This is a genomic window from Mesorhizobium sp. CA13, from assembly GCF_020165235.1.
Lineage (GTDB): Bacteria > Pseudomonadota > Alphaproteobacteria > Rhizobiales > Rhizobiaceae > Mesorhizobium.
On record NZ_JAIUHS010000004.1, the window covers coordinates 127602 to 149081 of the forward strand.

The following is a 21480-nucleotide window of genomic DNA, read 5'->3' on the forward strand; positions in this document are numbered from 1 at the left end:
AGGGCAAGGACATGCCGATCGAAATTCTCATGCCCGCCCTTTCGCCGACCATGGAAGAGGGCAATCTTTCCAAATGGTTGAAGAACGAGGGCGACAAGGTGGTCGCCGGCGACGTCATCGCCGAGATCGAAACCGACAAGGCGACGATGGAGGTCGAAGCTGTCGATGAGGGCACGCTTGCCAAGATCGTGGTTCCCGCCGGCACCGAAGGCGTCAAGGTCAACGCGGTGATCGCCGTGCTGGCCGTGGATGGCGAAGACGTCGACAAGGCCGGCGAAGGCATCGGTGAAGAGCCCGCAAAGGCTGAAGCAGCGGCGCCGTCGCCGGCGCCCGCGGCGGCCAAGAGCGAGGCGGCGGCACCCGTGGCGGCCGCGCCGAAGACGGAAGTCGCCGCCGATCCTGACATTCCTGCCGGTACCGAGATGGTCTCGACCACGGTGCGCGAAGCGCTGCGCGATGCCATGGCGGAGGAAATGCGCCGCGACGGCGATGTCTTCATCATGGGCGAGGAGGTTGCCGAGTACCAGGGCGCCTACAAGATCACCCAAGGCCTGCTGCAGGAGTTCGGACCGCGTCGCGTCGTCGACACGCCGATCACCGAGCACGGCTTTGCTGGCGTCGGGGTCGGCGCGGCGATGGCCGGCCTGAAGCCGATCGTCGAATTCATGACCTTCAATTTCGCCATGCAGGCGATCGACCAGATCATCAACTCGGCCGCCAAGACGCTCTATATGTCCGGCGGCCAGATGGGCGCGCCGATCGTCTTCCGCGGGCCGAACGGTGCGGCCGCCCGCGTCGCCGCCCAGCATTCACAGTGCTATGCCGCCTGGTACAGCCATATACCAGGCCTGAAGGTGGTGATGCCTTATACCGCCGCCGACGCCAAGGGACTGCTCAAGGCGGCGATCCGCGATCCGAACCCGGTCATCTTCCTCGAAAACGAAATCCTCTACGGCCAGTCCTTCGACGTGCCGAAGCTGGACGATTTCGTGCTGCCGATCGGCAAGGCGCGCATCCATAAGTCAGGCAAGGACGTCACCATCGTCTCCTTCGGCATTGGCATGACCTATGCGGTCAAGGCCGAAGCGGAACTGCGCGGCATGGGCATCGACGCAGAGATCATCGATCTCAGGACCATCCGTCCGCTCGACTTCGACTCCATCATCGCCTCGGTGAAGAAGACCAACCGGCTGGTCGTGGTGGAAGAAGGCTTCCCGCAGAACTCGGTCGGCGACCATATCGCCAACCAGGTATCGCAGCGAGCCTTCGATTTCCTCGACGCGCCGGTCATCACCATTGCTGGCAAGGACGTGCCGATGCCCTATGCGGCCAATCTCGAAAAGCTGGCTTTGCCGAATGTCGGCGAGGTCATCGAGGCCGTCAAAGCCGTCTCATATCGCTGAACCGGGCGGGAGGACACAATGCCAATCAACATCACCATGCCGGCCCTCTCGCCCACCATGGAAGAGGGCAATCTGTCGAAGTGGCTCGTGAAGGAGGGCGACAAGGTTTCGCCCGGCGATGTCATTGCCGAGATCGAGACCGACAAGGCCACGATGGAAGTCGAAGCCGTCGATGAAGGCACGGTGGCGAAACTGGTCGTTCCCGCCGGCACCGAAGGTGTCAAGGTCAATGCGCTGATCGCCGTGCTTGCCGCCGAGGGTGAGGACGCAAGTGCCGCGGCGAAAAGCGATGGCGATGCCGCACCGGCGAAAGCGGAGGCCAAGCCGGAGAAGGCGCCAATCTCCCCCCAAGTGGGGGAGATGTCGGCGAAGCCGACAGAGGGGGGCGCTGTCCCGCCGTCTTCTCAGCGCGAGGCGCCCCCCTCCGGCCTGCCGGGCATCTCCCCCACAAGGGGGGAGATCGGCCAATCCTCGGAAGGGCGCACCTTCGCTTCGCCGCTCGCGCGCCGTATTGCCAAAGAGGCGGGCGTCGATGTGTCTGCCGTGACCGGCACCGGCCCGCACGGCCGGGTGGTGAAGGCCGATGTCGATGCCGCTATCTCCGGCGGCAGCGCCAAGGCGGCACCCGCTGCCAAAGGTCCGGCCGGCGCGCCGGCCGCTGCTCCCGCGCCGGTAAAGGCGATGTCGGACGATCAGGTGCTGAAGCTGTTCGAGGAAGGCTCCTATGAACTCGTCCCGCACGACAACATGCGCAAGACCATTGCGCGCCGGTTGGTCGAGGCCAAGACCACCATCCCGCATTTCTACCTGACGCTCGACTGCGAACTCGATGCGCTGCTTTCGCTGCGCACGCAACTCAATGCGGCCGCACCGGTAAAGAAGACCGACAAGGGCGAGGCGCCCGCCTACAAGCTCTCGGTCAACGACATGGTGATCAAGGCGATGGCCATGGCCTTGAAGGCGGTGCCGGATGCCAATGCCTCGTGGACCGAGAGCGCCATGGTCAAGCACAGGCATGCCGATGTCGGCGTCGCCGTGTCGATCCCCGGCGGCCTGATCACGCCGATTATCCGCAAGGCGGACGAAAAGACGCTGTCGGTGATCTCCAACGAGATGAAGGACCTGGCCAGCCGCGCGCGCAGCCGCAAGCTGAAGCCGGAGGAGTATCAAGGCGGCACCACGGCGGTGTCGAACCTTGGCATGTTCGGCATCAAGGACTTTGCCGCCGTCATCAACCCGCCGCATGCGACGATCCTGGCGGTGGGCGCCGGCGAGGAGCGGGCGGTGGTCAAGAACGGCGAGATCAAAATTGCCACGGTGATGTCGGTGACGCTGTCGACCGACCACCGTGCGGTAGACGGCGCGCTCGGCGCTGAACTGCTGGTCGCCTTCAAGAAGCTGATCGAGAACCCGATGGGCATGCTGGTGTAGGAAGAACAAGGCGGTGCGGAAATTCTTCACCGGCTTCTTCGCCGGCGGCTTGGAGGCGCAGGAATTCGCCGTCGTCACCAATGCCGAGGAAGAATACACCCTCGCAAGGGCGGGTTGAGCACGATGAAGACGGTTCTTTGCTACGGCGACTCGCTGACCTGGGGCTACAATGCCGAGGGTGGCCGTCATGCGCTCGAGGATCGCTGGCCAAGCGTGCTGCAGACCGGACTAGGTGACGGCGTGCATGTCATTGCCGAGGGGCTGAATGGCCGCACAACGGCGTTCGACGATCACCTGGCAGGCGCCGACCGCAATGGCGCAAGAACGCTGCCGACGGTGCTGACCACGCATGCGCCGATCGACCTCATCGTCATCATGCTCGGCGCCAACGACATGAAGCCCTGGATCCACGGCAATCCCGTTGCGGCCAAACAAGGCATCCAGCGCCTGATCGACATCGTGCGCGGCCACGACTATCCGTTCGACTGGCCGCCGCCGCAGATCCTCATCGTTTCACCGCCTCTCGTCAGTCGCACCGAAGATGCCGAGTTCAAGGCGATGTTTGCCGGCGGCGACGATGCCTCCAAGCAGCTTGCGCCGCAATATTCCGCGCTTGCCGATGAGGCCGGCTGCGGCTTCTTCGATGCGGGCACGGTGGCCCAGACCACGCCGCTCGACGGCGTCCATCTCGATGCCGAAAATACCCGAAATATCGGCGAGGCGTTGACGCCGCTCGTGCGCGTCATGCTGGAATTGTGATTGAAGGAGAAAACCGTGGCTGAGAACTACGACGTCATCATTATCGGCTCCGGTCCCGGCGGCTATGTCACCGCGGTACGTTCCGCGCAGCTCGGTTTCAAGACGGCGATCGTCGAGCGCGAGCATCTTGGCGGCATCTGCCTGAACTGGGGCTGCATTCCGACCAAGGCGTTGCTGCGTTCGGCCGAGATCATGCATTATTCGGATCATCTGAAGGACTATGGACTGAAGCTCGACGGCAAGGTCAGCGTCGACACGTCGGCCGTCGTCGACCGCTCGCGCAAGGTTTCGCTGCGGCTCAATGGCGGCGTCGCCTTCCTGATGAAGAAGAACAAGGTCGACGTCATCTGGGGCGAGGCCAAGCTGACAAAACCGGGCGAGATCGTCGTCTCCAAGACGGCCAAGAAGCCGATGGAGCCGCAGCCGCCTGTGCCGAAAGGCGTCAAGGGCGAGGGCACCTACACCGCCAAGCACATCATACTGGCGACCGGCGCCCGGCCGCGGGCGCTGCCGGGCATCGAGCCGGACGGCAAGCTGATCTGGACCTATTTCGAGGCCATGGTGCCCAAGGAAATGCCGAAGTCGCTGCTGGTGATGGGTTCGGGCGCTATCGGCATCGAATTCGCCTCGTTCTACCGCACCATGGGCGCCGACGTGACCGTCGTCGAACTGCTGCCGGCGGTAATGCCTATAGAGGATGCCGAAGTCTCGAAATTCGCCCAGAAGCAGTTCGAGAAGCAAGGCATGAAGATCATCCTCGAAGCCAAGGTGACCAAGGTCGAGAAGGGTGCCAACTCCATCACTGCGCATGTCGAGATGAAGGACGGCAAGGTGGAGAAGATCACGGCCGACCGCATGATCTCGGCCGTCGGTGTGCAAGGCAACATCGAAGGCCTCGGCCTGGAGACGCTTGGCGTAAAGACGGAGCGCGGCTGCGTCGTCGTCGACGGCTACGGCAAGACCAATGTGCCCGGCATCTATGCCATCGGCGATGTCGCCGGGCCGCCGATGCTCGCCCACAAGGCCGAGCATGAAGGCGTTGTCTGCGTCGAGAAGATCGCCAATTTCCCCGGCGTGCACGCCACCGACAAGCTGAAGATCCCTGGCTGCACCTATTGCAATCCGCAGGTCGCTTCGGTCGGCCTGACGGAAGCGAAAGCCAAGGCCGAGGGCAAGGATGTCAGGGTCGGCCGCTTTCAGTTCGCCGCCAATGGCAAGGCCATCGCGCTTGGCGAGGACCAGGGCTTCATCAAGACCATCTTTGACAAGAACACCGGCCAACTGCTTGGCGCCCACATGGTAGGCGCCGAAGTGACCGAGCTGATCCAGGGTTTTGTCGTGGCGATGAACCTCGAGACGACCGAGGAAGAACTGATGCATACGATCTTCCCGCACCCGACCCTGTCGGAGATGATGAAGGAAAGCGTACTCGACGCCTATGGCCGAGCGTTGAACGCATGATAGATTGGCCGCACGAGACTCAGGTGCGAAAGCCGCAGGAGCTCGACGGCAAGTTAGTTCGTTTCCGGATGCGTTTTTTCTCAAGCAAGGAGAGGGCATATGGACGTGAATGGCGTGGGCTGGATCGCAGCCATCATCATCGGCGGCCTGGCGGGCTGGTTTGCCGAAATGGTCATGAAGAGCAATACCGGCGTCTTGATGAACATCATTTTGGGTATTGCCGGCGCAGTGGTGCTGAACGCGATCCTGCGTGCCTTGAACATCGGCGTGTTTGGCGTCGGCTGGACCGCCTACCTGATCACCGGTTTCATCGGCGCCTGCCTGTTGATCTGGGCCGGGCGTCTGGTGCGCCGTTAGTCGGTATCGTTTCCGCCATGCGAAAACGGTTGTGGCGGCATGTTCCGCCGCAGCCTTTTTCTTTGTGCTGAAAAGTCCTAGATGACGTGTAAGTGACGATCGCCGGCGGCGATCGCAAAGAAACCAGGGTTCCGATGGTCACCGTCCTCGACACGATTGCCAATGCGCCGCGGCTGCGCCATCCCGAGAAGGCGCACAAGCCCGACCAGGACGTGCTGCGCAAGCCTGACTGGATCCGCGTCAAGGCGCCGGTATCGAAAGGCTATGCCGAAACCCGCGAGATCGTGAAATCGCATAAGTTGGTAACGGTCTGCGAGGAGGCCGGCTGCCCGAACATCGGCGAGTGCTGGGAGAAGAAGCACGCCACTTTCATGATCATGGGCGAGATCTGCACGCGCGCCTGCGCCTTCTGCAATGTCGCCACCGGCATCCCGACCGCGCTCGATCCGGATGAGCCGGCCCGCGTCGCCCACGCGGTCAAGCAGATGGGCCTCAGCCACGTCGTCATCACCTCTGTCGACCGCGACGACCTCGCCGATGGCGGCGCACAGCATTTCGCCGACGTCATCCGTGCGATCCGCGCGGCGACGCCCTCGACCACGATCGAGATCCTGACGCCTGATTTCCTGCGCAAGGACGGCGCCCTGGAGATCGTCGTGGCCGCCAAGCCGGACGTGTTCAATCACAATTTGGAAACCGTGCCGTCGAACTACCTGACGGTCCGGCCAGGCGCCCGCTATTTCCATTCGATCAGGCTTTTGCAGCGGGTCAAGGAGCTCGACCCTTCGATCTTTACCAAGTCCGGCATCATGGTTGGACTGGGCGAGGAGCGAAACGAAATCCTGCAGCTGATGGACGATCTGCGTTCAGCCAATGTCGACTTCATGACCATCGGTCAGTATCTGCAGCCATCGAAAAAGCACCACCCGGTGATCCGCTTCGTCACTCCGGAGGAGTTCAAGTCCTTCGAGACGATTGGCCGGACCAAGGGCTTCCTGTTGGTGGCGTCGAGCCCGTTGACCCGCTCCTCGCACCATGCCGGCGACGACTTCGCCAGGCTGCGCGCCGCGCGCGAAGCGCAGCTCCAGAAATCGCTCTGATGCATGTCGCCCAAAGTGACCTCGGGTTTTGGGAGAACGACATGCACGAGAACAAAGACTCCAAAGCGCGTCGCATGAGTCTGTGTCGACGCGACGCGCTTTAGAGTTGGGTTCATGCCGAAATTCGAAGCCACCCGCCGCGTTGCCCACACGCCGGAACAGATGTTTGCCCTGGTCGCCGACATCGAAGCTTATCCGCAATTCCTGCCGCTTTGCGAGGCGCTTACGGTGCGCTCGCGCAAGGAGCGTGACGGGCGCACCATCCTCGTCGCCGATATGAGCATCGGCTACAAGGCGATCCGCGAGACCTTCACGACGCAGGTGCTGCTGAAGCCCGACGAACGTGCGATCGACGTCAAATACATCGACGGTCCGTTCAAATATCTGACCAATGTCTGGCGATTCGACCCTGCCGACGGCGGCTGCGCCGTCTGCTTCTTCATCGATTACGAGTTCAAGAGCCGCATCCTCGGCGCCCTGATGGGCACGATGTTCGACCGTGCTTTCCGTATGTTTTCCGAGGCATTCGAGAAGCGTGCTGATGTCATCTACGGTGCAAAACCGGCGTGAGCATGCCCAAGCGCGTGCAATCCCAGCTTGAGTGCATGGCTGACGGTCTCCCGGCGAATGAAATCACGGCCTTCATCGGCGAACAGCACGCGCTCGGCCGTCACCGACCGGCCGCTTAGGCCAATCCCGAACCAGACGAGGCCGACCGGTTTCTCCGGCGAGCCACCGCCCGGTCCGGCAACGCCGGTGACCGCCAGGGTCAGCCTGGCACGCGAATGGGCCAGCGCGCCGGCCGCCATCTCGATCGCGGTCTCGCGTGAAACCGCGCCATAAGCCTCCAGCGTGGCGGCGGAAACCCCGAGCATGTCCATCTTGGCTTCATTGGAATAGGTGACGAAGCCGCGATCGACCACGGCGGACGAACCGGCGATGTCGGTCAGCGCGGCGATGATCATGCCGCCGGTGCAGCTTTCCGCCGTCGCAAGCATGATGCCGCGCTTCCGGCAGGCTTGCAGCAATGCGTTCGCCAATTCGCGGTTGCTCATTCCGGCACCTCGCCGGGAAACACCACGCTCGCCGTCGCGATCGCCGCTATGCCTTCCTCGCGTCCGACGAAACCGAGCTTCTCGTTGGTTGTCGCCTTGATCGAGATGCGGTCAGCGGAAATGGTCAGCATCTGCGACAGGGCAGCCGTCATCGCCTCACGATGCGGGCCGACGCGTGGCGCCTCGCAGATCAGCGTGATGTCGGCATTGGCGATGCGCCCGCCGCGCGCGCGTACCAGCTTTGCCGCATGTTCGACGAACAGCCGCGAGGCAGCGCCCTTCCATTGCGGGTCGGAGGGCGGGAAATGCGTGCCGATATCACCGGCGCCGCAGGTCGCCAGCAGCGCATCGGTAAGGGCATGGAGCCCGACATCGGCATCGGAATGGCCGGACAGTTTCTTGTCGTGCGGGATGGGGATGCCGCATAGCGTGACGTGGTCGCCAGGCTCGAACGCGTGGACGTCGTAGCCATTGCCGGTTCTGATATCGGGAAAGCGCATGCGCTCGCTGGAAAGCCGTTGGTCCGCCATGGCGATGTCCCGTGCCCAGGTGAGTTTGACATTGTCCGGCGAGCCGGGAACGAGTTTGACCGGCATCTGCATCCACTCGGCGATCGCGGCGTCGTCGGTAAAGTCGGTTTTGCCGCTGTTATAGGCTTCCTCATGCATCGTCATAATCGCCAGGAATGGAAAACCCTGCGGCGTTTGCGCTGCGTGAAGCCCGCTCCGGGAGACCGTTTCAGCGACCATGCCGGCGGCGGATTCGCGTTTGAGCGTGTCGGCAACGGGCAGCGCCGGGAGCGCGCCTTCGCGCTCGCCGATGGCTGCGATCGTACGGTCGATCAGATCGGCGTCGACGAAGGGGCGCGCCGCGTCGTGGATGAGAACCTTGTCCGGTGCGTGGCTTCTCAGCGCCAGCAGGCCGAGCCGAACCGAATCTTGCCGGGTGGGGCCACCCGCAATTGCCGTGACGCGATCGGCGTGCGCGCCGACCGCATGCCGAAAAAGGTCATGATCCTCGGCGTGAATAGCCACGACGAGCGGGCCGATACGCGGATGCGCCAGGAAAATATCGATGACGTGGGCGATGACGGCGCGACCGCCGATCTGCTGATATTGCTTTGGGCCGTCGGCCTGTCCGGCACGCGCGCCGCGGCCGGCCGCGACAATAACCACCGCGACCTTGTCGTTCGCCTCCAAAGCCTGATTTTCGCTCGCGTCAGTCATGCCGATTGGCTTAGCGCACGATCCCCAAAAGTGTAATCGGTTTTCGGAGAGATCGTAGGCGAACATGAAGTCCTAAAATGTCCATTGCGTGTCCGTGCAAGGCGCGGCGCTATGCTCGGGACTGCAGCCGAGCTCGGCATTTCCCAATTGCGCCTTAATGTGGCGTCATTCCGCGTTGCACATTGCGGCCGATATGGCTAGAGAATGTGCAGCAAATGAACATGCTTGGTTTTTGTGCATGCTTGACCTGACCAAATTGGCCGCACCTCTCGATCTCGGCGGCGTGAGTATCCGCAATCGCGTGTTCCTCGCGCCGATGTCGGGAATTACCGACGAGCCGTTCCGGCGACGCGCCCATGCGCATGGCGCCGGCCTTGTCGTGTCCGAAATGGTGGCAAGCGGCGAGCTCGCTAAAGGCAGGGCCGGCTGCGACCTGCGCATACGTCATTCGGGCCTGCCCGTCCATATGGTGCAGCTTGCCGGCCGCGAGGCGGCACACATGGCCGAAGGCGCGCGCATCGCCGCCGGCGAGGGCGCCGATATCATCGACATCAATATGGGTTGCCCCGCCAAGAAGGTGACCGGCGGCTATGCCGGTTCGGCACTGATGCAGAATCTCGATCATGCACTGTCGCTGGTAGACGCCGTGGTCGGCGCGGTCAGTGTGCCGGTGACGCTGAAGATGCGGCTCGGCTGGGACGAAACTGCGCTCAACGCACCTGACCTGGCGCGCCGTGCCGAGCAGGCGGGCGTGAAGATGGTAACGGTGCACGGCCGCACGCGCTGCCAGTTCTACCAGGGCAAGGCTGATTGGCGCGCCATAGCCCGCGTCAAGGCTGCCGTGTCGATCCCGGTCGTCGCCAATGGCGACGTGTCTTCGCCTGCGCAAGCAGCCGCTGCTCTGGAGCAGTCCGGCGCCGATGCGGTGATGGTCGGCCGCGCCCACTACGGCGCGCCCTGGGCCGCCGGAACCATCGCGGCCGCGGCGGCGGGCGAGCTTGCCCATCTGCCGGAAAGCGCTGCGGAACTGGCCCACTACATCATTGCCCATTACGAGGACATGCTTGCGCTCTACGGCGTCGAAAGTGGCTTGCGCCAGGCGCGCAAGCACCTCGGCTGGTATCTGGACCGCCGTGCCGGCGCCGTCGCCGACGAAAAGCGCAAGGCCATTCTCACGTCGTTCGACCCCGCGCGGACGATCACCTTGCTTCGCGAGGTGTTTTCGGCCGCCGAGCAAACACCCTTGCGGAGCGCCGCATGAACGCCTCGGTCGGCCAGAGCCCGGAAATGGCGGATGCCGCCCAGATCGTGCTCAACACCATCCGCCGTCCGGTCATCATGATCAGCCCGGAGGGGTTCATCACCTTCGCCAACGCCGATGCGGAAGACTTCTTCCGCTCGAGCGCGACGATGCTCGCCCGTAACACGCTGTCAAAGCTCATCCCCTTCGGCAGCCCGTTGCTGACGCTGGTCGACCAGGTGCGCGAGCGCCGGGCCCCCGTCAACGAGTACCGCGTCGACGTGTCGTCTCCGCGTCTCGGCATCGAGAAGGTGGTCGACCTCTATGTCGCCCCGGTACCCGAGTTTCCAGGCTCCGTCGTGGTGATGTTCCAGGAACGGTCGATGGCCGACAAGATCGACCGGCAGATGACGCATCGCGGCGCGGCGCGCTCGGTGACCGGTCTGGCGGCGATGCTGGCTCATGAGATCAAGAACCCGCTCTCCGGCATCAGGGGCGCTGCCCAGCTGCTTGAACTGTCCGCTTCCGACGAGGATCGCGCGCTGACGCGGCTGATCACCGACGAGACCGACCGCATCGTCTCGCTGGTCGACCGCATGGAGGTGTTTTCCGATGAGCGGCCGATCGACCGTTACCCCGTTAACATCCATGTCGTGCTCGACCATGTGAAGGCGATCGCCAAGAACGGTTTTGCGAAAAAAATCAAGATATTGGAGGATTATGATCCTTCATTGCCTCCGGTTTTCGCCAACCGCGACCAGCTCATCCAGGTGTTTCTCAACCTGGTCAAGAACGCCGCCGAGGCGATCGGCGGCGATCCCCAAGGTGAAATCGTCCTGTCGACGGCCTTCCGGCCGGGCATTCGCGTTTCGGTTCCAGGCACCCAGGACCGCGTGTCGCTGCCCCTCGAGTTCTGCGTGCGCGACAACGGTTCCGGCGTCTCGGAGGATATCCTGCCGATCCTGTTCGATCCCTTCATCACCACCAAGCCGAACGGCTCGGGACTGGGCCTCGCGCTGGTGGCCAAGATCGTTGGTGAGCATGGCGGCATCATCGAATGCGAATCGACGCCGCGCGCGACGATGTTCCGCATCCTGATGCCGGCCTGGAAGGAAACGGCGCTCGGCGCCGATGAAGACGCTGAAGGAGACCGCAAATGACCGTTCGCGGCAATATTCTCGTCGCCGACGACGATGCGGCGATCCGTACGGTCCTCAACCAGGCCCTTTCGCGTGTCGGCCACGAGGTGCGCGTGACTTCCAATGCCTCGACGCTGTGGCGCTGGGTGGCGGCGGGCGAGGGCGATCTCGTCATCACCGACGTGGTGATGCCGGACGAGAACGCCTTCGACATGCTGCCGCGCATCAAGAAGGCGCGGCCGGAGCTGCCAGTCATCGTCATGAGTGCCCAGAACACGTTCATGACGGCGATCCGTGCCTCCGAGACCGGCGCCTACGAATATCTGCCGAAGCCGTTCGACCTCACCGAGCTCCTCAACATCGTCAACCGGGCGCTGTCGGAGCCGCGGCGCCCCAAGATCGACGCGCGGCCGGAAGAGCAGCCCGAGACCATGCCGCTGGTCGGCCGCTCGGCCGCCATGCAGGACATCTATCGCATGCTGGCGCGCATGATGCAGACCGACCTGACGGTGATGATTTCGGGCGAGTCGGGCACCGGCAAGGAGCTGGTGGCGCGTGCGCTGCACGAATATGGCCGCCGCCGTGGCGGCCCTTTCGTTGCCATCAATATGGCGGCCATCCCGCGCGACCTGATCGAATCGGAACTGTTCGGCCATGAGAAGGGCGCCTTCACCGGCGCGCAGAACCGCTCAACCGGCCGCTTCGAACAGGCCGAAGGTGGCACGCTGTTCCTTGACGAGATCGGCGACATGCCGATGGAAGCGCAGACGCGCCTGCTGCGCGTCCTTCAGCAGGGCGAGTACACGACGGTCGGTGGCCGCACGCCGATCAAGACCGACGTGCGCATCGTCGCAGCCACCAACAAGGATTTGCGCACGCTGATCCACCAGGGGCTCTTCCGCGAGGATCTTTTCTATCGCCTCAATGTCGTGCCCCTCAGGCTGCCGGCACTGCGCGAGCGCTCCGAGGACGTGCCGGACCTCGTCCGGCACTTCTTCAAGCTCGGCGAGATGGAGGGTCTCCAGACCAAGCGTATCTCGTCGGGCGGCATCGAATTGATGAAGCGCTATCCCTGGCCGGGCAATGTGCGCGAACTGGAAAACCTGGTCCGCAGGCTCGCCGCGCTCTATTCACAGGACGAAATCTCCGCCGAGATCATCGAGGCGGAACTGAAGACCGGCGAGCGCCCCGTGGTGCCGGGCGGCGGCAACCTCATTCCCGACGACCTGTCCATCGGCCAAGCGGTCGAGCATTTCCTGCAGCGCTATTTCACCTCGTTTGCCGGCGAATTGCCGCCTGCCGGCCTCTACCAGCGCATTCTCTCGGAGGTCGAATATCCGCTTGTGCTGGCCTCTATGACCGCGACGCGCGGCAACCAGATCAAAGCCGCGGAACTGCTGGGGCTCAACCGCAACACGCTGCGCAAGAAGATTCGCGAACTCGGCGTCAACGTCTACAAATCGTCACGCCAGGCCTGAGCCGGGATCGAGCCGAAGCGCTTTTCCGGGGGACTGGCCGCGAAAGATTTCCGTCCAGGCCACACTTGTTGCATAATCGCCACAATGCGTTGCATAGATCCGACGCAATCACTGGCTCTAGACGGCGACATGGCTTCGCAGGCTCCGACACCGAACGAACCGCTTTTCAACGACCCCGGCACGCGTGACGGGCGCCGGCTGCTGGCGCTGCCCGGCGTGGTGGCGGTCGTCGGTGCGCTGGTCATGGCGGCCATTTCGTTCGCCATCCTGGTCGGCGCGACGCCGATTGCGCCCGACGCCAGGACAACCTGGGCGTTGATCGCACTCAACGCCGCCTTCGTCCTGTTGCTGATCGCACTGATCGGCCGCGAGGTCCATCGCATCGTCATGGCGCGCCGGCATGGCAAGGCTGCCTCGCGGCTGCATGTGCGCATCGTGGCCATGTTCGCGCTCGTCGCCGCCATCCCTGCCATCATGGTGGCCATCATCGCATCGATCACGCTCGATATCGGTCTCGACCGCTGGTTCGAGATTCGCACCAAGACGATCGTCAATTCGTCGCTGTCCATCGCCGATGCCTATGTGCAGGAAAACGCGCGCAACCTGCAGGGCACGACGCTGTCGATGGCCTATGACCTCGACGCCTCGCGCACGCTTTACGGCCTCGACCGGACTGGCTTCCTCGATCTGATGAGCAAGGAAGCGGTGGGCCGCTCGCTGGCACATGCCGCGCTGATCAAGCCCGACGGCTCCTTCGTGATGAGCGCCAAGACCGATGCCGACTTCGCCATGCCGGAACCGCCGGAGGGAGCGGTCGCCAGCGCCACCGATGGCAAGCCGGTTCTGATCGAGCCGCGCACGCGCAACATCATGGGCGCCATTGTCAAGCTGCGCGAGATCGATGGGCTCTACCTCTACACGATCCGGCTGGTCGATCCCGAGGTGATAAAGGCGCGCCAGATCGTCAGATCGAACACCGACGAATATCGCAACCTCGAAGGCAACAGGCGCACTTCGCAGGTGGCTTTCGCGCTGCCCTATCTGTCGCTGACGCTGATCATCATCCTGTCGGCAATCTGGACCGGCATTGCCGTGGCCGACCGTCTGGTGCGTCCGATTCGTCAGCTCATCGGCGCGGCCGACGAGGTCGCGACCGGCAATCTCGACGTCGCCGTACCGGTGCGGCCGTCCGACGGCGACGTTGCCTCGCTCGGCAATACTTTCAACAAGATGCTGCAGGAATTGAAATCACAGCGCAACGAGATCCTGTCGGCCAAGGATCTGATCGACGAGCGACGGCGCTTTTCGGAAGCGGTGCTGGCCGGTGTCACTGCGGGCGTCATCGGCGTCGATCCCTATGGCATCGTCACCATCGTCAACCGCTCGGCCGAGTCCATGCTGGCCATTTCGGCCAGTGCGGCACTCGGGCAGAACCTTTCCGCCATTCTGCCGCATGTCGGCCGCGTCTTCGAGATCGGCCGCCAGTCGGGTAAGCCCGTCTATCGCGAGCAGGTGACGTTTTTCCGCGCCGGCACGGAGCGGACTTTCAACGTGCAGATCACCATCGAGGCCGGCGATAACGGCATGGAGGAGAAATCCTACGTCGTGACGGTCGACGACATCACCGATCTGGTCCAGGCGCAGCGCTCCTCGGCCTGGGCCGATGTGGCGCGCCGAATCGCCCATGAGATCAAGAACCCGCTGACGCCGATCCAGCTTTCAGCCGAGCGCATCAAGCGCCGCTACGGTAAGGTCATCACCGAGGACCGCGAGGTCTTCGACCAGTGCACCGACACCATCATCCGGCAGGTCGAGGATATCGGCCGCATGGTCGACGAATTCTCCGCTTTCGCGCGCATGCCGAAGCCCGAGATGAAGTCCATCGACCTGCGCGAAGCCCTGCGCGAAGCCTCGTTCCTGGTCGAGGTGAGCCGTTCCGACATCACGTTTGAGCGCATATTCGGCAACGAACCGCTCAAGGGTACTTTCGACAGCCGCCTGTTGGCGCAGGCTTTCGGCAACGTGATCAAGAACGCCGCCGAAGCGATCGACGGGCTGGAACAGAAGGACGGTTCGCACGGCATAATACGGATTCAAGCCGGACGTCAGAATGGCGCGATTCGCATCGACGTCATCGACAATGGCAAAGGCCTGCCGCGGGAGAATCGCCAACGGCTGCTCGAGCCCTACATGACCACGCGTGAGAAGGGCACGGGCCTTGGCCTCGCCATCGTCAAGAAGATCGTGGAGGACCATGGCGGCAGGCTGGAGCTCCACGATGCGCCTGCGGATTTCCACGGCGGGCGCGGCGCGATGATCAGCATCATCCTGCCACCTGCGGCCGTGGCGCCAGCGCGCGGCGAAAGCAGGACGGAACACGAAAGAGAAACTGAAAAGGTCGGTAATGGCGTCTGATATTCTGATCGTCGATGACGAGGAAGACATCCGTGAGCTCGTCGCAGGCATACTGAGCGACGAAGGTCACGAAACCCGCACGGCATCCGATGCCGACACCGCGCTGGCGGCTATCGCCGACCGAGCGCCGCGGCTGATTTTCCTCGACATCTGGTTGCAGGGTTCGCGCCTGGACGGTCTGGCTCTGCTGGACGAGATCAAGACCATGCACCCCAACCTGCCGGTGGTGATGATTTCGGGCCATGGCAACATCGAAACCGCGGTCTCCGCCATCAGACGCGGCGCTTATGACTTCATCGAGAAGCCATTCAAGGCGGACAGGCTGATTCTGATTGCCGAGCGTGCGCTGGAAACCTCCAAGCTGAGGCGCGAAGTTTCCGATCTCAAGCTGCGCAGCGGCGAGACCTTCGACCTGATCGGCATGTCGTCGGCGATGAGCCAGTTGCGTCAGACCATCGAGCGCGTCGCGCCGACCAACAGCCGCGTCATGATCATTGGCCCCTCCGGATCTGGCAAGGAGCTGGCCGCGCGCGCCATCCACACGCTGTCGGCGCGCAAGAGCGCGCCTTTCGTGACGCTGAGCGCCGCCAACATCACGCCCGAACGCATGGAGATCGAACTGTTCGGCACCGAATCGAACGGCGTAGAGCGCAAGGTCGGCGCCCTGGAGGAAGCCCATCGCGGCATCCTCTACATCGATGAGGTGGCCGACATGCCGCGCGAGACGCAGAACAAGATCCTGCGTGTGCTGGTCGAACAGCAGTTCGAGCGCGTCGGTGGCACCAAACGGGTCAAGGTCGATGTCCGCATCATCTCCTCGACGTCGCAGAACCTGGAGGCGATGATCGCCGATGGCCGTTTCCGCGAGGATCTATACCATCGCCTTGCGGTGGTACCGGTGATGGTGCCGGGACTTGCCGAGCGGCGCGAGGACATTCCTTATCTCGTTGACAATTTCATGAAGCAGATCGCCCGTCAGGCCGGCATCAAGCCGCGCCGCATCGGCGATGACGCCATGGCGGTGCTGCAGGCGCACAATTGGCCAGGCAATGTTCGCCAATTGCGCAACAATGTCGAACGGCTGATGATCTTGGCGCGCGGCGACAATGTCGATGCGCCGATCACCGCCGACCTTTTGCCGTCCGAAATCGGCGATGTCATGCCGCGCACGCCGAACCAGTCGGACCAGCACATCATGGCGCTGCCGCTGCGCGAAGCGCGCGAACAATTCGAGAAGGACTATCTGATCGCCCAGATCAACCGGTTCGGCGGCAACATTTCGAAAACGGCCGAGTTCATCGGCATGGAGCGTTCCGCGCTGCACCGCAAGCTGAAGTCGCTCGGCGTCTGACCTGATAGCTTGAAGGGTTCGGCGTTTCAGGGATCGCCGACCGCTTGGGCTTTGTCTGTACAATGGCGGACGCAAAACCGTTACAAGTTTTTTTCCTGGAATTGCTCCAGTGGCCCACGCGATTATCCATCACTGTTGATGCGGAATCGCCTAAACAAGCCGAAGCAGATCCCCCGAGGTGACAAATGCCGCGTATTGCCTATGTGAACGGGCGCTACACCGCTCATGCCGATGCCGCCGTGCATATCGAAGACCGTGGCTACCAGTTCGCCGACGGCGTTTACGAGGTCTGCGAAGTGGCGCGGGGCTTCATCGTCGACATGCCGCGTCACCTTGCCCGGCTGAAGCGTTCGCTGGGCGAGCTGTCGATCGGCTGGCCGGTCACCCCAGGCGTCCTGCCGCTCATCATGCGCGAAGTGGTCAACCGCAACCATGTCATCGACGGCCTGGTTTATGTCCAGGTCACACGCGGCGTTGCCAGCCGCGACTTCGCCTTCCCCTCGGCTGACACCAAGCCGTCGCTGGTGATCACCGCCAGGAAGCTGGATCCCGCTGCTGGGGCCAAACGGGCCGAGACCGGCATCGCCGTCATCACAGTGCCCGAGAATCGCTGGGATCGCGTCGATATCAAGAGCACCGGCCTGCTGCCCAATGTGTTGGCCAAGCAGAAGGCCAAGGAAGCTGGCGCGCAGGAAGCCTGGTTCGTGGATACGGACGGCAACGTCAAGGAAGGCGGGTCGTCGAATGCCTGGATCGTCACCAGGGACGGCGTTCTGGTCACCAGGCCGGCCGAGCACGGCATTCTGCGCGGCATAACCCGCACCACCATGTTTGAAGTGGCGGCCAAGCTCGGCCTCAAGATCGAGGAACGCGGCTTTTCCGTCGCCGAGGCAAAGGCGGCGAGGGAGGCTTTCATCAGTTCCGCGACCACGATTGCGATGCCGGTCGTGGCCATAGACGGCGATCCGGTCGCCAACGGCCACCCCGGCTCGATAACACTTTCGTTGCGGCAAGCCTTTTTTGACATTGCGGAAAAAAGTCCAGCCTGATAACCGCACAGGTGGAATGAACATCAATATATCTCGTTCTGCTTGTCGTTACTGACGACAAGACGGTGTTTGCGCGCTTGACATGTGCTGGTTAATTTGGCGCATTGGCCTGCAAACCGAAGGGGATCGGCGAAAGACAAGAACAATGGCGGAACGATCGCAAAACCTTCAGGACCTGTTCCTGAACTCTGTTCGCAAGAGCAAGAACCCGCTCACCATCTTTCTCATCAACGGCGTGAAGCTGACCGGCGTCGTCACTTCATTCGACAATTTCTGTGTCCTGCTGCGCCGCGACGGCCACTCCCAGCTCGTCTACAAGCACGCCATTTCCACGATCATGCCGAGCCAGCCGGTTCAGATGTTCGATGGCGAGGAAAGCCAGGGCGCCTGATTGGCACGTGAGAAGGACCCGGACCGCAGCGTTCGTGGAAAATCAGTACATCAGCCGGGGACGGAAGCCGAGGGTCCGACCCGGGCAGTCGTCATCGTGCCGGTGCTTACCCGCCAGCCGCGCGGCGAGGACGACACCAGCCGTCCGCGGCTGACGCGCTCGGCCGAGGCCCGTCATGATGAGGCTGTCGGCCTTGCCCGCGCCATCGATCTTGATCTGATCCACACGGCCGTGGTTACCGTCAACGATCCACGCCCGGCGACCTTGCTCGGCAGCGGCAAGGTCGAGGAGTTGGCGGAGATCGTCAAGGAAGGGCACGCGGAGGTGGTCATCGTCGATCATCCGCTGACGCCGGTGCAGCAGCGCAATCTCGAGAAGGAATTCAACGCCAAGGTGCTGGACCGCACCGGGCTGATCCTCGAGATCTTCGGCGAGCGCGCCCGCACCAGGGAAGGCACGCTGCAGGTCGAGCTTGCCCATCTCAACTACCAGAAGGGCCGGCTGGTGCGTAGCTGGACCCACCTCGAGCGCCAGCGCGGCGGTGCCGGCTTCCTCGGCGGTCCCGGCGAAACCCAGATCGAATCGGATCGGCGCGTCCTGCAGGACAAGATCGTCAAGCTGAAGCACGAGCTGGAGACGGTGCGCCGCACCCGCGACCTGCATCGTGCCAAGCGCAAGAAGGTGCCGTTTCCGGTGGTGGCCATCGTCGGCTACACCAATGCCGGAAAATCGACGCTGTTCAACAAGCTGACCGGGGCAGGGGTACTGGCGCAGGACATGCTGTTCGCAACGCTCGATCCGACGCTGCGCCGCGTGCGGCTGCCGCACGGCACGCCGATCATCCTCTCGGATACGGTCGGCTTCATCTCGGACCTGCCGACGCATCTCATCGCGGCTTTCCGCGCCACGCTTGAAGAGGTGGTCGAGGCAGATCTCGTCATCCATTTGCGCGACATCTCCGATCCCGACACATCCGCCCAGGCCGAGGACGTCGAGCGCATCCTGGCCGATCTCGGCGTCGACGCCGGCGATACCAAGCGGGTCATCGAGGTCTGGAACAAGGTCGACCTGCTCGATGAAGGCAATCGCGCACGGCTGCTTGCCGAGAGTACGGATGCCAAGGCGCCTCCCGTCGCCATATCGGCCGTCACGGGCGAGGGCATCGATGCGCTGAACGCGATCATCGAGACACGGATGTCCGGCGAACTCGAAGATCTGACGGTGACGATCGAGCCGGCGCAGTTCGGCCTTGTCGACTGGCTTTACCGCAATGGCGATGTCGTTTCGCGAACCGACAACGAGGACGGCAGCGCCACCATCTCGCTGAAGGCGACGCAAAGTGCCCGCGAAGAGATCGAAAGCAGATTGCGTCGCAAGAATAACGGCTAACGCCAGTTATTTCGCGCTCTTCGCTTCCTGCCAGAGCGTTTCCATTTCTTCCAGATCAGCCTTTTCCAGCGAGCTGCCGGATTTCTCCAGGGCCTGCTCGACATAGTGGAAGCGCGAACGGAATTTCTCGTTGGTGCCGCTCAGCGCTGCTTCCGAGTCGAGCTTGAGGTGGCGGCCGAGATTCACGACGGCAAACAGCATATCGCCGAATTCGTCCTTGATCTCGGCGGTTTCGCCCTTGGCCAGCGCCTCGCGCAATTCGCCGATCTCTTCCTCGATCTTGTCGAGGATGGGCGCTGCCTCGCTCCAGTCGAAACCAACGTGGGCGGCCTTTTCCTGAAGTTTCAGGGCCCGCGTCAGTGCGGGCAGGGCGACCGGCACGCTGTCCAGAAACCCCTTGCCATTGTCTTCCGGGTCGAGACCGCGCGCGAGACGGGCGCTACGCTTCTCAGCCTTCTCTTGCGCCTTGATCCTCTCCCACATGCCCTTGGCCATGCCGGCGCTGCGCGCCTTCTCGTCACCGAAGACATGCGGATGGCGGCGGATCATCTTCGTGGTGATGGCCTGGACCACGTCCCCGAAAGCGAACTCGCCGGCCTCCTCAGCCATCTGCGCGTGGTACACGACCTGCAAAAGGAGATCGCCGAGTTCGTCGCGCAGGTCGTCGAGATCGCCGCGCGCGATGGCGTCGGCCACCTCATAGGCCTCCTCGATCGTGTAAGGCGCGATGGTCGAGAAATCCTGTTCGATGTCCCACGGACAGCCGGTCTTCGGCGCGCGCAGCGCCGCCATGATTTCGATCAGGCGCGAAATGTCTTTCGATGGCTTCATGCGGCGGATGCTATCGCGCGGTCCGCCGCGCGGCCAATGCTGTCGGCCGGCGAAGCGGGCTTGTCCACAGTTGCGCCGGACAAGTCCGGTCAGTCGAGCACGGAAACGATCGCCTTGGCGAGCTTGTCCATGCCGTCTTCCGGCAGGCCGGCGACATTGATGCGGCTGTCGCCGACCATGTAGACGCCATACTCCGCGCGCAGCCGTTCGACCTGCGCTTCCGTGAGCCCCAGCCGGGAAAACATGCCGCGATGGCTGGCGACGAAATCGAAGCGGTCGGAGTTGGACTGCCGGCGCAGCGCCTCGGCGAATTGCACCCGGAGCCTGAGCATGCGCAGGCGCATCTCCTCGAGTTCGGCTTCCCAGTCCGCGCGCAAGACCGCGTCCTCAAGCACGATGCGCACAGCCGCCGCGCCGTGGTCCGGCGGCATCGAATACATGGCACGAGCCGCCGACAGCATCTGGCCCAGCGCCACGTCGGCCTGCGCGCTGTCCCTCGCCAGGATCATCGCAGCGCCGACACGGTCGCGGTAGACGGCGAAGTTCTTCGAGCAACTGGACGCGACGACCATTTCCGGAACCTTTTCGGCCAGCAGCCGCAGTCCGGCGGCATCGGCCTCGAGGCCATCGCCAAAGCCCTGATAGGCAATGTCGACAAACGGCAGCAGGCCGCGCTCGACGACGAGATCGGTGACAGCGGCCCACTGCGCGATGTCCAGATTGGCGCCGGTCGGGTTGTGGCAGCAGCCATGCAGCAGCACCACGTCGCCGTTCTTTGCCGTGCGCAGTGCTGCCAGCATGTCGTCGAAGCGAACGGCGCCCGATGCCGCGTCGAAATAGGGATATTCACGGATTTGCAGCCCGGCGGCGCGCATCACCGGCATGTGGTTCGGCCAGGTGGGATCGGACAACCAGATCGTCGCATCGGCGCGGGTTCGCATCAAAAGCTCGGCCACCAGCCGCAATGCGCCGGAGCCGCCAGGCGCCTGCGCGGCACGGATCCGCGTCATGTCTGCACCCGGACCGAAGGCGAGCCTGGCCATCACGGTATTGAACCCGGTGTCGCCGGCGAGGCCGAGATAAGTCTTGGTGTCCTGACCCTGCAGCAGCCGCTTCTCCGCCTCGCGGACGGCCCGCATGACCGGCGTCTTGCCGTCGCGATCCTTGTAGACGCCGACACCAAGGTCGACCTTGTCGGGTCGAGGATCGGCGCGATAGAGGCCGATCAAGGCAAGGATCTTGTCGGCGGCAGCCGGCTGAAGGTTTTCAAACATCTGCATGGTTCCGTTGGCGCGGCGGAGTGATACGCAAATCGAACCCCTTGCACCAGCGGTTTTAACTCGCGCCAGCCCGAATCGCATAGCCTTGGCATCGCCGCGAGCTACGTCCGCGGCTGCATATCTGC

General features: G+C 63.2%; 19 protein-coding genes. 15 read left to right on the forward strand and 4 right to left on the reverse strand.

The features are described from left to right. Positions 1-11 precede the first annotated feature (11 nt). The 7 genes from LB566_RS12075 (at position 12) to LB566_RS12105 (ending at position 7081) form a co-directional block, all read left to right on the forward strand. Positions 12-1403, forward strand: a complete 1392-nt coding sequence (locus LB566_RS12075) for a pyruvate dehydrogenase complex E1 component subunit beta (RefSeq protein WP_224624556.1) — start codon at positions 12-14, stop codon at positions 1401-1403. 18 nt (positions 1404-1421) lie between these two features. Continuing rightward, a complete protein-coding gene (locus LB566_RS12080; protein ID WP_224624557.1) occupies positions 1422-2834 on the forward strand; it encodes a pyruvate dehydrogenase complex dihydrolipoamide acetyltransferase in 1413 nt (470 codons plus the stop codon). Positions 2835-2957: 123 nt separating this feature from the next. Beyond that, positions 2958-3593 (forward strand): SGNH/GDSL hydrolase family protein, encoded by a 636-nt coding sequence (locus tag LB566_RS12085; protein ID WP_140548593.1) that lies wholly within the window; start codon positions 2958-2960, stop codon positions 3591-3593. A 15-nt stretch (positions 3594-3608) separates the two neighbouring features. Further along, positions 3609-5054 (forward strand): dihydrolipoyl dehydrogenase, encoded by a 1446-nt coding sequence (gene lpdA / locus LB566_RS12090; RefSeq protein ID WP_224624558.1) that lies wholly within the window; start codon positions 3609-3611, stop codon positions 5052-5054. A gap of 99 nt (positions 5055-5153) precedes the next feature. Continuing rightward, positions 5154-5411 (forward strand): GlsB/YeaQ/YmgE family stress response membrane protein, encoded by a 258-nt coding sequence (locus LB566_RS12095; protein WP_140498561.1) that lies wholly within the window; start codon positions 5154-5156, stop codon positions 5409-5411. A gap of 134 nt (positions 5412-5545) precedes the next feature. Continuing rightward, positions 5546-6511: a lipoyl synthase gene (lipA, locus tag LB566_RS12100; RefSeq protein WP_140549367.1), complete on the forward strand. Its 966-nt coding sequence runs from the start codon at positions 5546-5548 to the stop codon at positions 6509-6511. Positions 6512-6625: 114 nt separating this feature from the next. Continuing rightward, a complete protein-coding gene (locus LB566_RS12105; RefSeq protein ID WP_140548589.1) occupies positions 6626-7081 on the forward strand; it encodes a type II toxin-antitoxin system RatA family toxin in 456 nt (151 codons plus the stop codon). Here the strand turns inward: LB566_RS12105 and LB566_RS12110 are convergent. Both LB566_RS12110 and LB566_RS12115 read right to left on the reverse strand, forming a co-directional pair. Beyond that, positions 7060-7566 (reverse strand): CinA family protein, encoded by a 507-nt coding sequence (locus LB566_RS12110; RefSeq protein WP_224624559.1) that lies wholly within the window; start codon positions 7564-7566, stop codon positions 7060-7062. The two genes, LB566_RS12105 and LB566_RS12110, sit on opposite strands and share 22 nt — an antisense overlap. Then, complete coding sequence (locus LB566_RS12115) at positions 7563-8792, reverse strand: bifunctional 2-C-methyl-D-erythritol 4-phosphate cytidylyltransferase/2-C-methyl-D-erythritol 2,4-cyclodiphosphate synthase (RefSeq protein ID WP_224624560.1); 1230 nt, start codon at positions 8790-8792, stop codon at positions 7563-7565. Before LB566_RS12115 ends, LB566_RS12110 begins: the two co-directional genes overlap by 4 nt. A gap of 238 nt (positions 8793-9030) precedes the next feature. On the opposite strand from LB566_RS12115, the gene dusB reads away from it, so the two are divergent. From dusB to hflX, 8 genes are all read left to right on the forward strand, one after another. Next, positions 9031-10053, forward strand: coding sequence for a tRNA dihydrouridine synthase DusB (gene dusB, locus LB566_RS12120; protein ID WP_224624561.1), 1023 nt, complete (start codon positions 9031-9033; stop codon positions 10051-10053). Then, positions 10050-11192 carry a two-component system sensor histidine kinase NtrB gene (locus LB566_RS12125; protein WP_140548581.1) on the forward strand — a complete coding sequence of 381 codons (1143 nt, stop codon included), beginning with the start codon at positions 10050-10052 and terminating at the stop codon, positions 11190-11192. Before dusB ends, LB566_RS12125 begins: the two co-directional genes overlap by 4 nt. Continuing rightward, positions 11189-12649 (forward strand): nitrogen regulation protein NR(I), encoded by a 1461-nt coding sequence (gene ntrC, locus LB566_RS12130; RefSeq protein ID WP_224624562.1) that lies wholly within the window; start codon positions 11189-11191, stop codon positions 12647-12649. Before LB566_RS12125 ends, ntrC begins: the two co-directional genes overlap by 4 nt. A gap of 129 nt (positions 12650-12778) precedes the next feature. Further along, positions 12779-15064 carry a sensor histidine kinase NtrY-like gene (locus LB566_RS12135; RefSeq protein WP_224624563.1) on the forward strand — a complete coding sequence of 762 codons (2286 nt, stop codon included), beginning with the start codon at positions 12779-12781 and terminating at the stop codon, positions 15062-15064. Next, positions 15054-16415, forward strand: a complete 1362-nt coding sequence (locus LB566_RS12140) for a sigma-54-dependent transcriptional regulator (RefSeq protein ID WP_140548579.1) — start codon at positions 15054-15056, stop codon at positions 16413-16415. The genes LB566_RS12135 and LB566_RS12140 overlap by 11 nt, the downstream gene beginning before the upstream one ends. Positions 16416-16600: 185 nt before the next feature. Then, the gene (locus LB566_RS12145; RefSeq protein ID WP_224624564.1) at positions 16601-17464 is read left to right on the forward strand and encodes a D-amino-acid transaminase; all 864 of its coding nucleotides are present in this window, start codon (positions 16601-16603) and stop codon (positions 17462-17464) included. A 145-nt stretch (positions 17465-17609) separates the two neighbouring features. Continuing rightward, on the forward strand, positions 17610-17855 hold the full coding sequence (hfq, locus tag LB566_RS12150; protein ID WP_006202172.1) for an RNA chaperone Hfq: 246 nt from the start codon (positions 17610-17612) through the stop codon (positions 17853-17855). Further along, positions 17856-19244, forward strand: a complete 1389-nt coding sequence (gene hflX / locus LB566_RS12155; protein WP_224624565.1) for a GTPase HflX — start codon at positions 17856-17858, stop codon at positions 19242-19244. Between the two features lie 6 nt (positions 19245-19250). On the opposite strand, the gene mazG is transcribed toward hflX, so the two are convergent. Together mazG and LB566_RS12165 are read right to left on the reverse strand one after the other, a co-directional pair. Then, positions 19251-20075, reverse strand: a complete 825-nt coding sequence (mazG, locus tag LB566_RS12160) for a nucleoside triphosphate pyrophosphohydrolase (RefSeq protein ID WP_140548573.1) — start codon at positions 20073-20075, stop codon at positions 19251-19253. Between the two features lie 89 nt (positions 20076-20164). Beyond that, positions 20165-21349, reverse strand: a complete 1185-nt coding sequence (locus tag LB566_RS12165) for an aromatic amino acid transaminase (protein WP_224624566.1) — start codon at positions 21347-21349, stop codon at positions 20165-20167. Positions 21350-21480: the final 131 nt, after the last annotated feature.

Coding starts and splice junctions, on each gene's coding strand:
- hfq (WP_006202172.1), top strand. CDS start 17,610: ATGGCGGAACGATCGCAAAACCTTCAGGACCTGTTCCTGAACTCTGTT.
- LB566_RS12075 (WP_224624556.1), top strand. CDS start 12: ATGCCGATCGAAATTCTCATGCCCGCCCTTTCGCCGACCATGGAAGAG.
- LB566_RS12115 (WP_224624560.1), bottom strand. CDS start 8,792: ATGACTGACGCGAGCGAAAATCAGGCTTTGGAGGCGAACGACAAGGTC.
- LB566_RS12080 (WP_224624557.1), top strand. CDS start 1,422: ATGCCAATCAACATCACCATGCCGGCCCTCTCGCCCACCATGGAAGAG.
- mazG (WP_140548573.1), bottom strand. CDS start 20,075: ATGAAGCCATCGAAAGACATTTCGCGCCTGATCGAAATCATGGCGGCG.
- LB566_RS12095 (WP_140498561.1), top strand. CDS start 5,154: ATGGACGTGAATGGCGTGGGCTGGATCGCAGCCATCATCATCGGCGGC.
- dusB (WP_224624561.1), top strand. CDS start 9,031: ATGCTTGACCTGACCAAATTGGCCGCACCTCTCGATCTCGGCGGCGTG.
- LB566_RS12105 (WP_140548589.1), top strand. CDS start 6,626: ATGCCGAAATTCGAAGCCACCCGCCGCGTTGCCCACACGCCGGAACAG.
- ntrC (WP_224624562.1), top strand. CDS start 11,189: ATGACCGTTCGCGGCAATATTCTCGTCGCCGACGACGATGCGGCGATC.
- LB566_RS12145 (WP_224624564.1), top strand. CDS start 16,601: ATGCCGCGTATTGCCTATGTGAACGGGCGCTACACCGCTCATGCCGAT.
- LB566_RS12140 (WP_140548579.1), top strand. CDS start 15,054: ATGGCGTCTGATATTCTGATCGTCGATGACGAGGAAGACATCCGTGAG.
- LB566_RS12125 (WP_140548581.1), top strand. CDS start 10,050: ATGAACGCCTCGGTCGGCCAGAGCCCGGAAATGGCGGATGCCGCCCAG.
- LB566_RS12110 (WP_224624559.1), bottom strand. CDS start 7,566: ATGAGCAACCGCGAATTGGCGAACGCATTGCTGCAAGCCTGCCGGAAG.
- LB566_RS12085 (WP_140548593.1), top strand. CDS start 2,958: ATGAAGACGGTTCTTTGCTACGGCGACTCGCTGACCTGGGGCTACAAT.
- LB566_RS12165 (WP_224624566.1), bottom strand. CDS start 21,349: ATGTTTGAAAACCTTCAGCCGGCTGCCGCCGACAAGATCCTTGCCTTG.
- LB566_RS12135 (WP_224624563.1), top strand. CDS start 12,779: ATGGCTTCGCAGGCTCCGACACCGAACGAACCGCTTTTCAACGACCCC.
- lipA (WP_140549367.1), top strand. CDS start 5,546: ATGGTCACCGTCCTCGACACGATTGCCAATGCGCCGCGGCTGCGCCAT.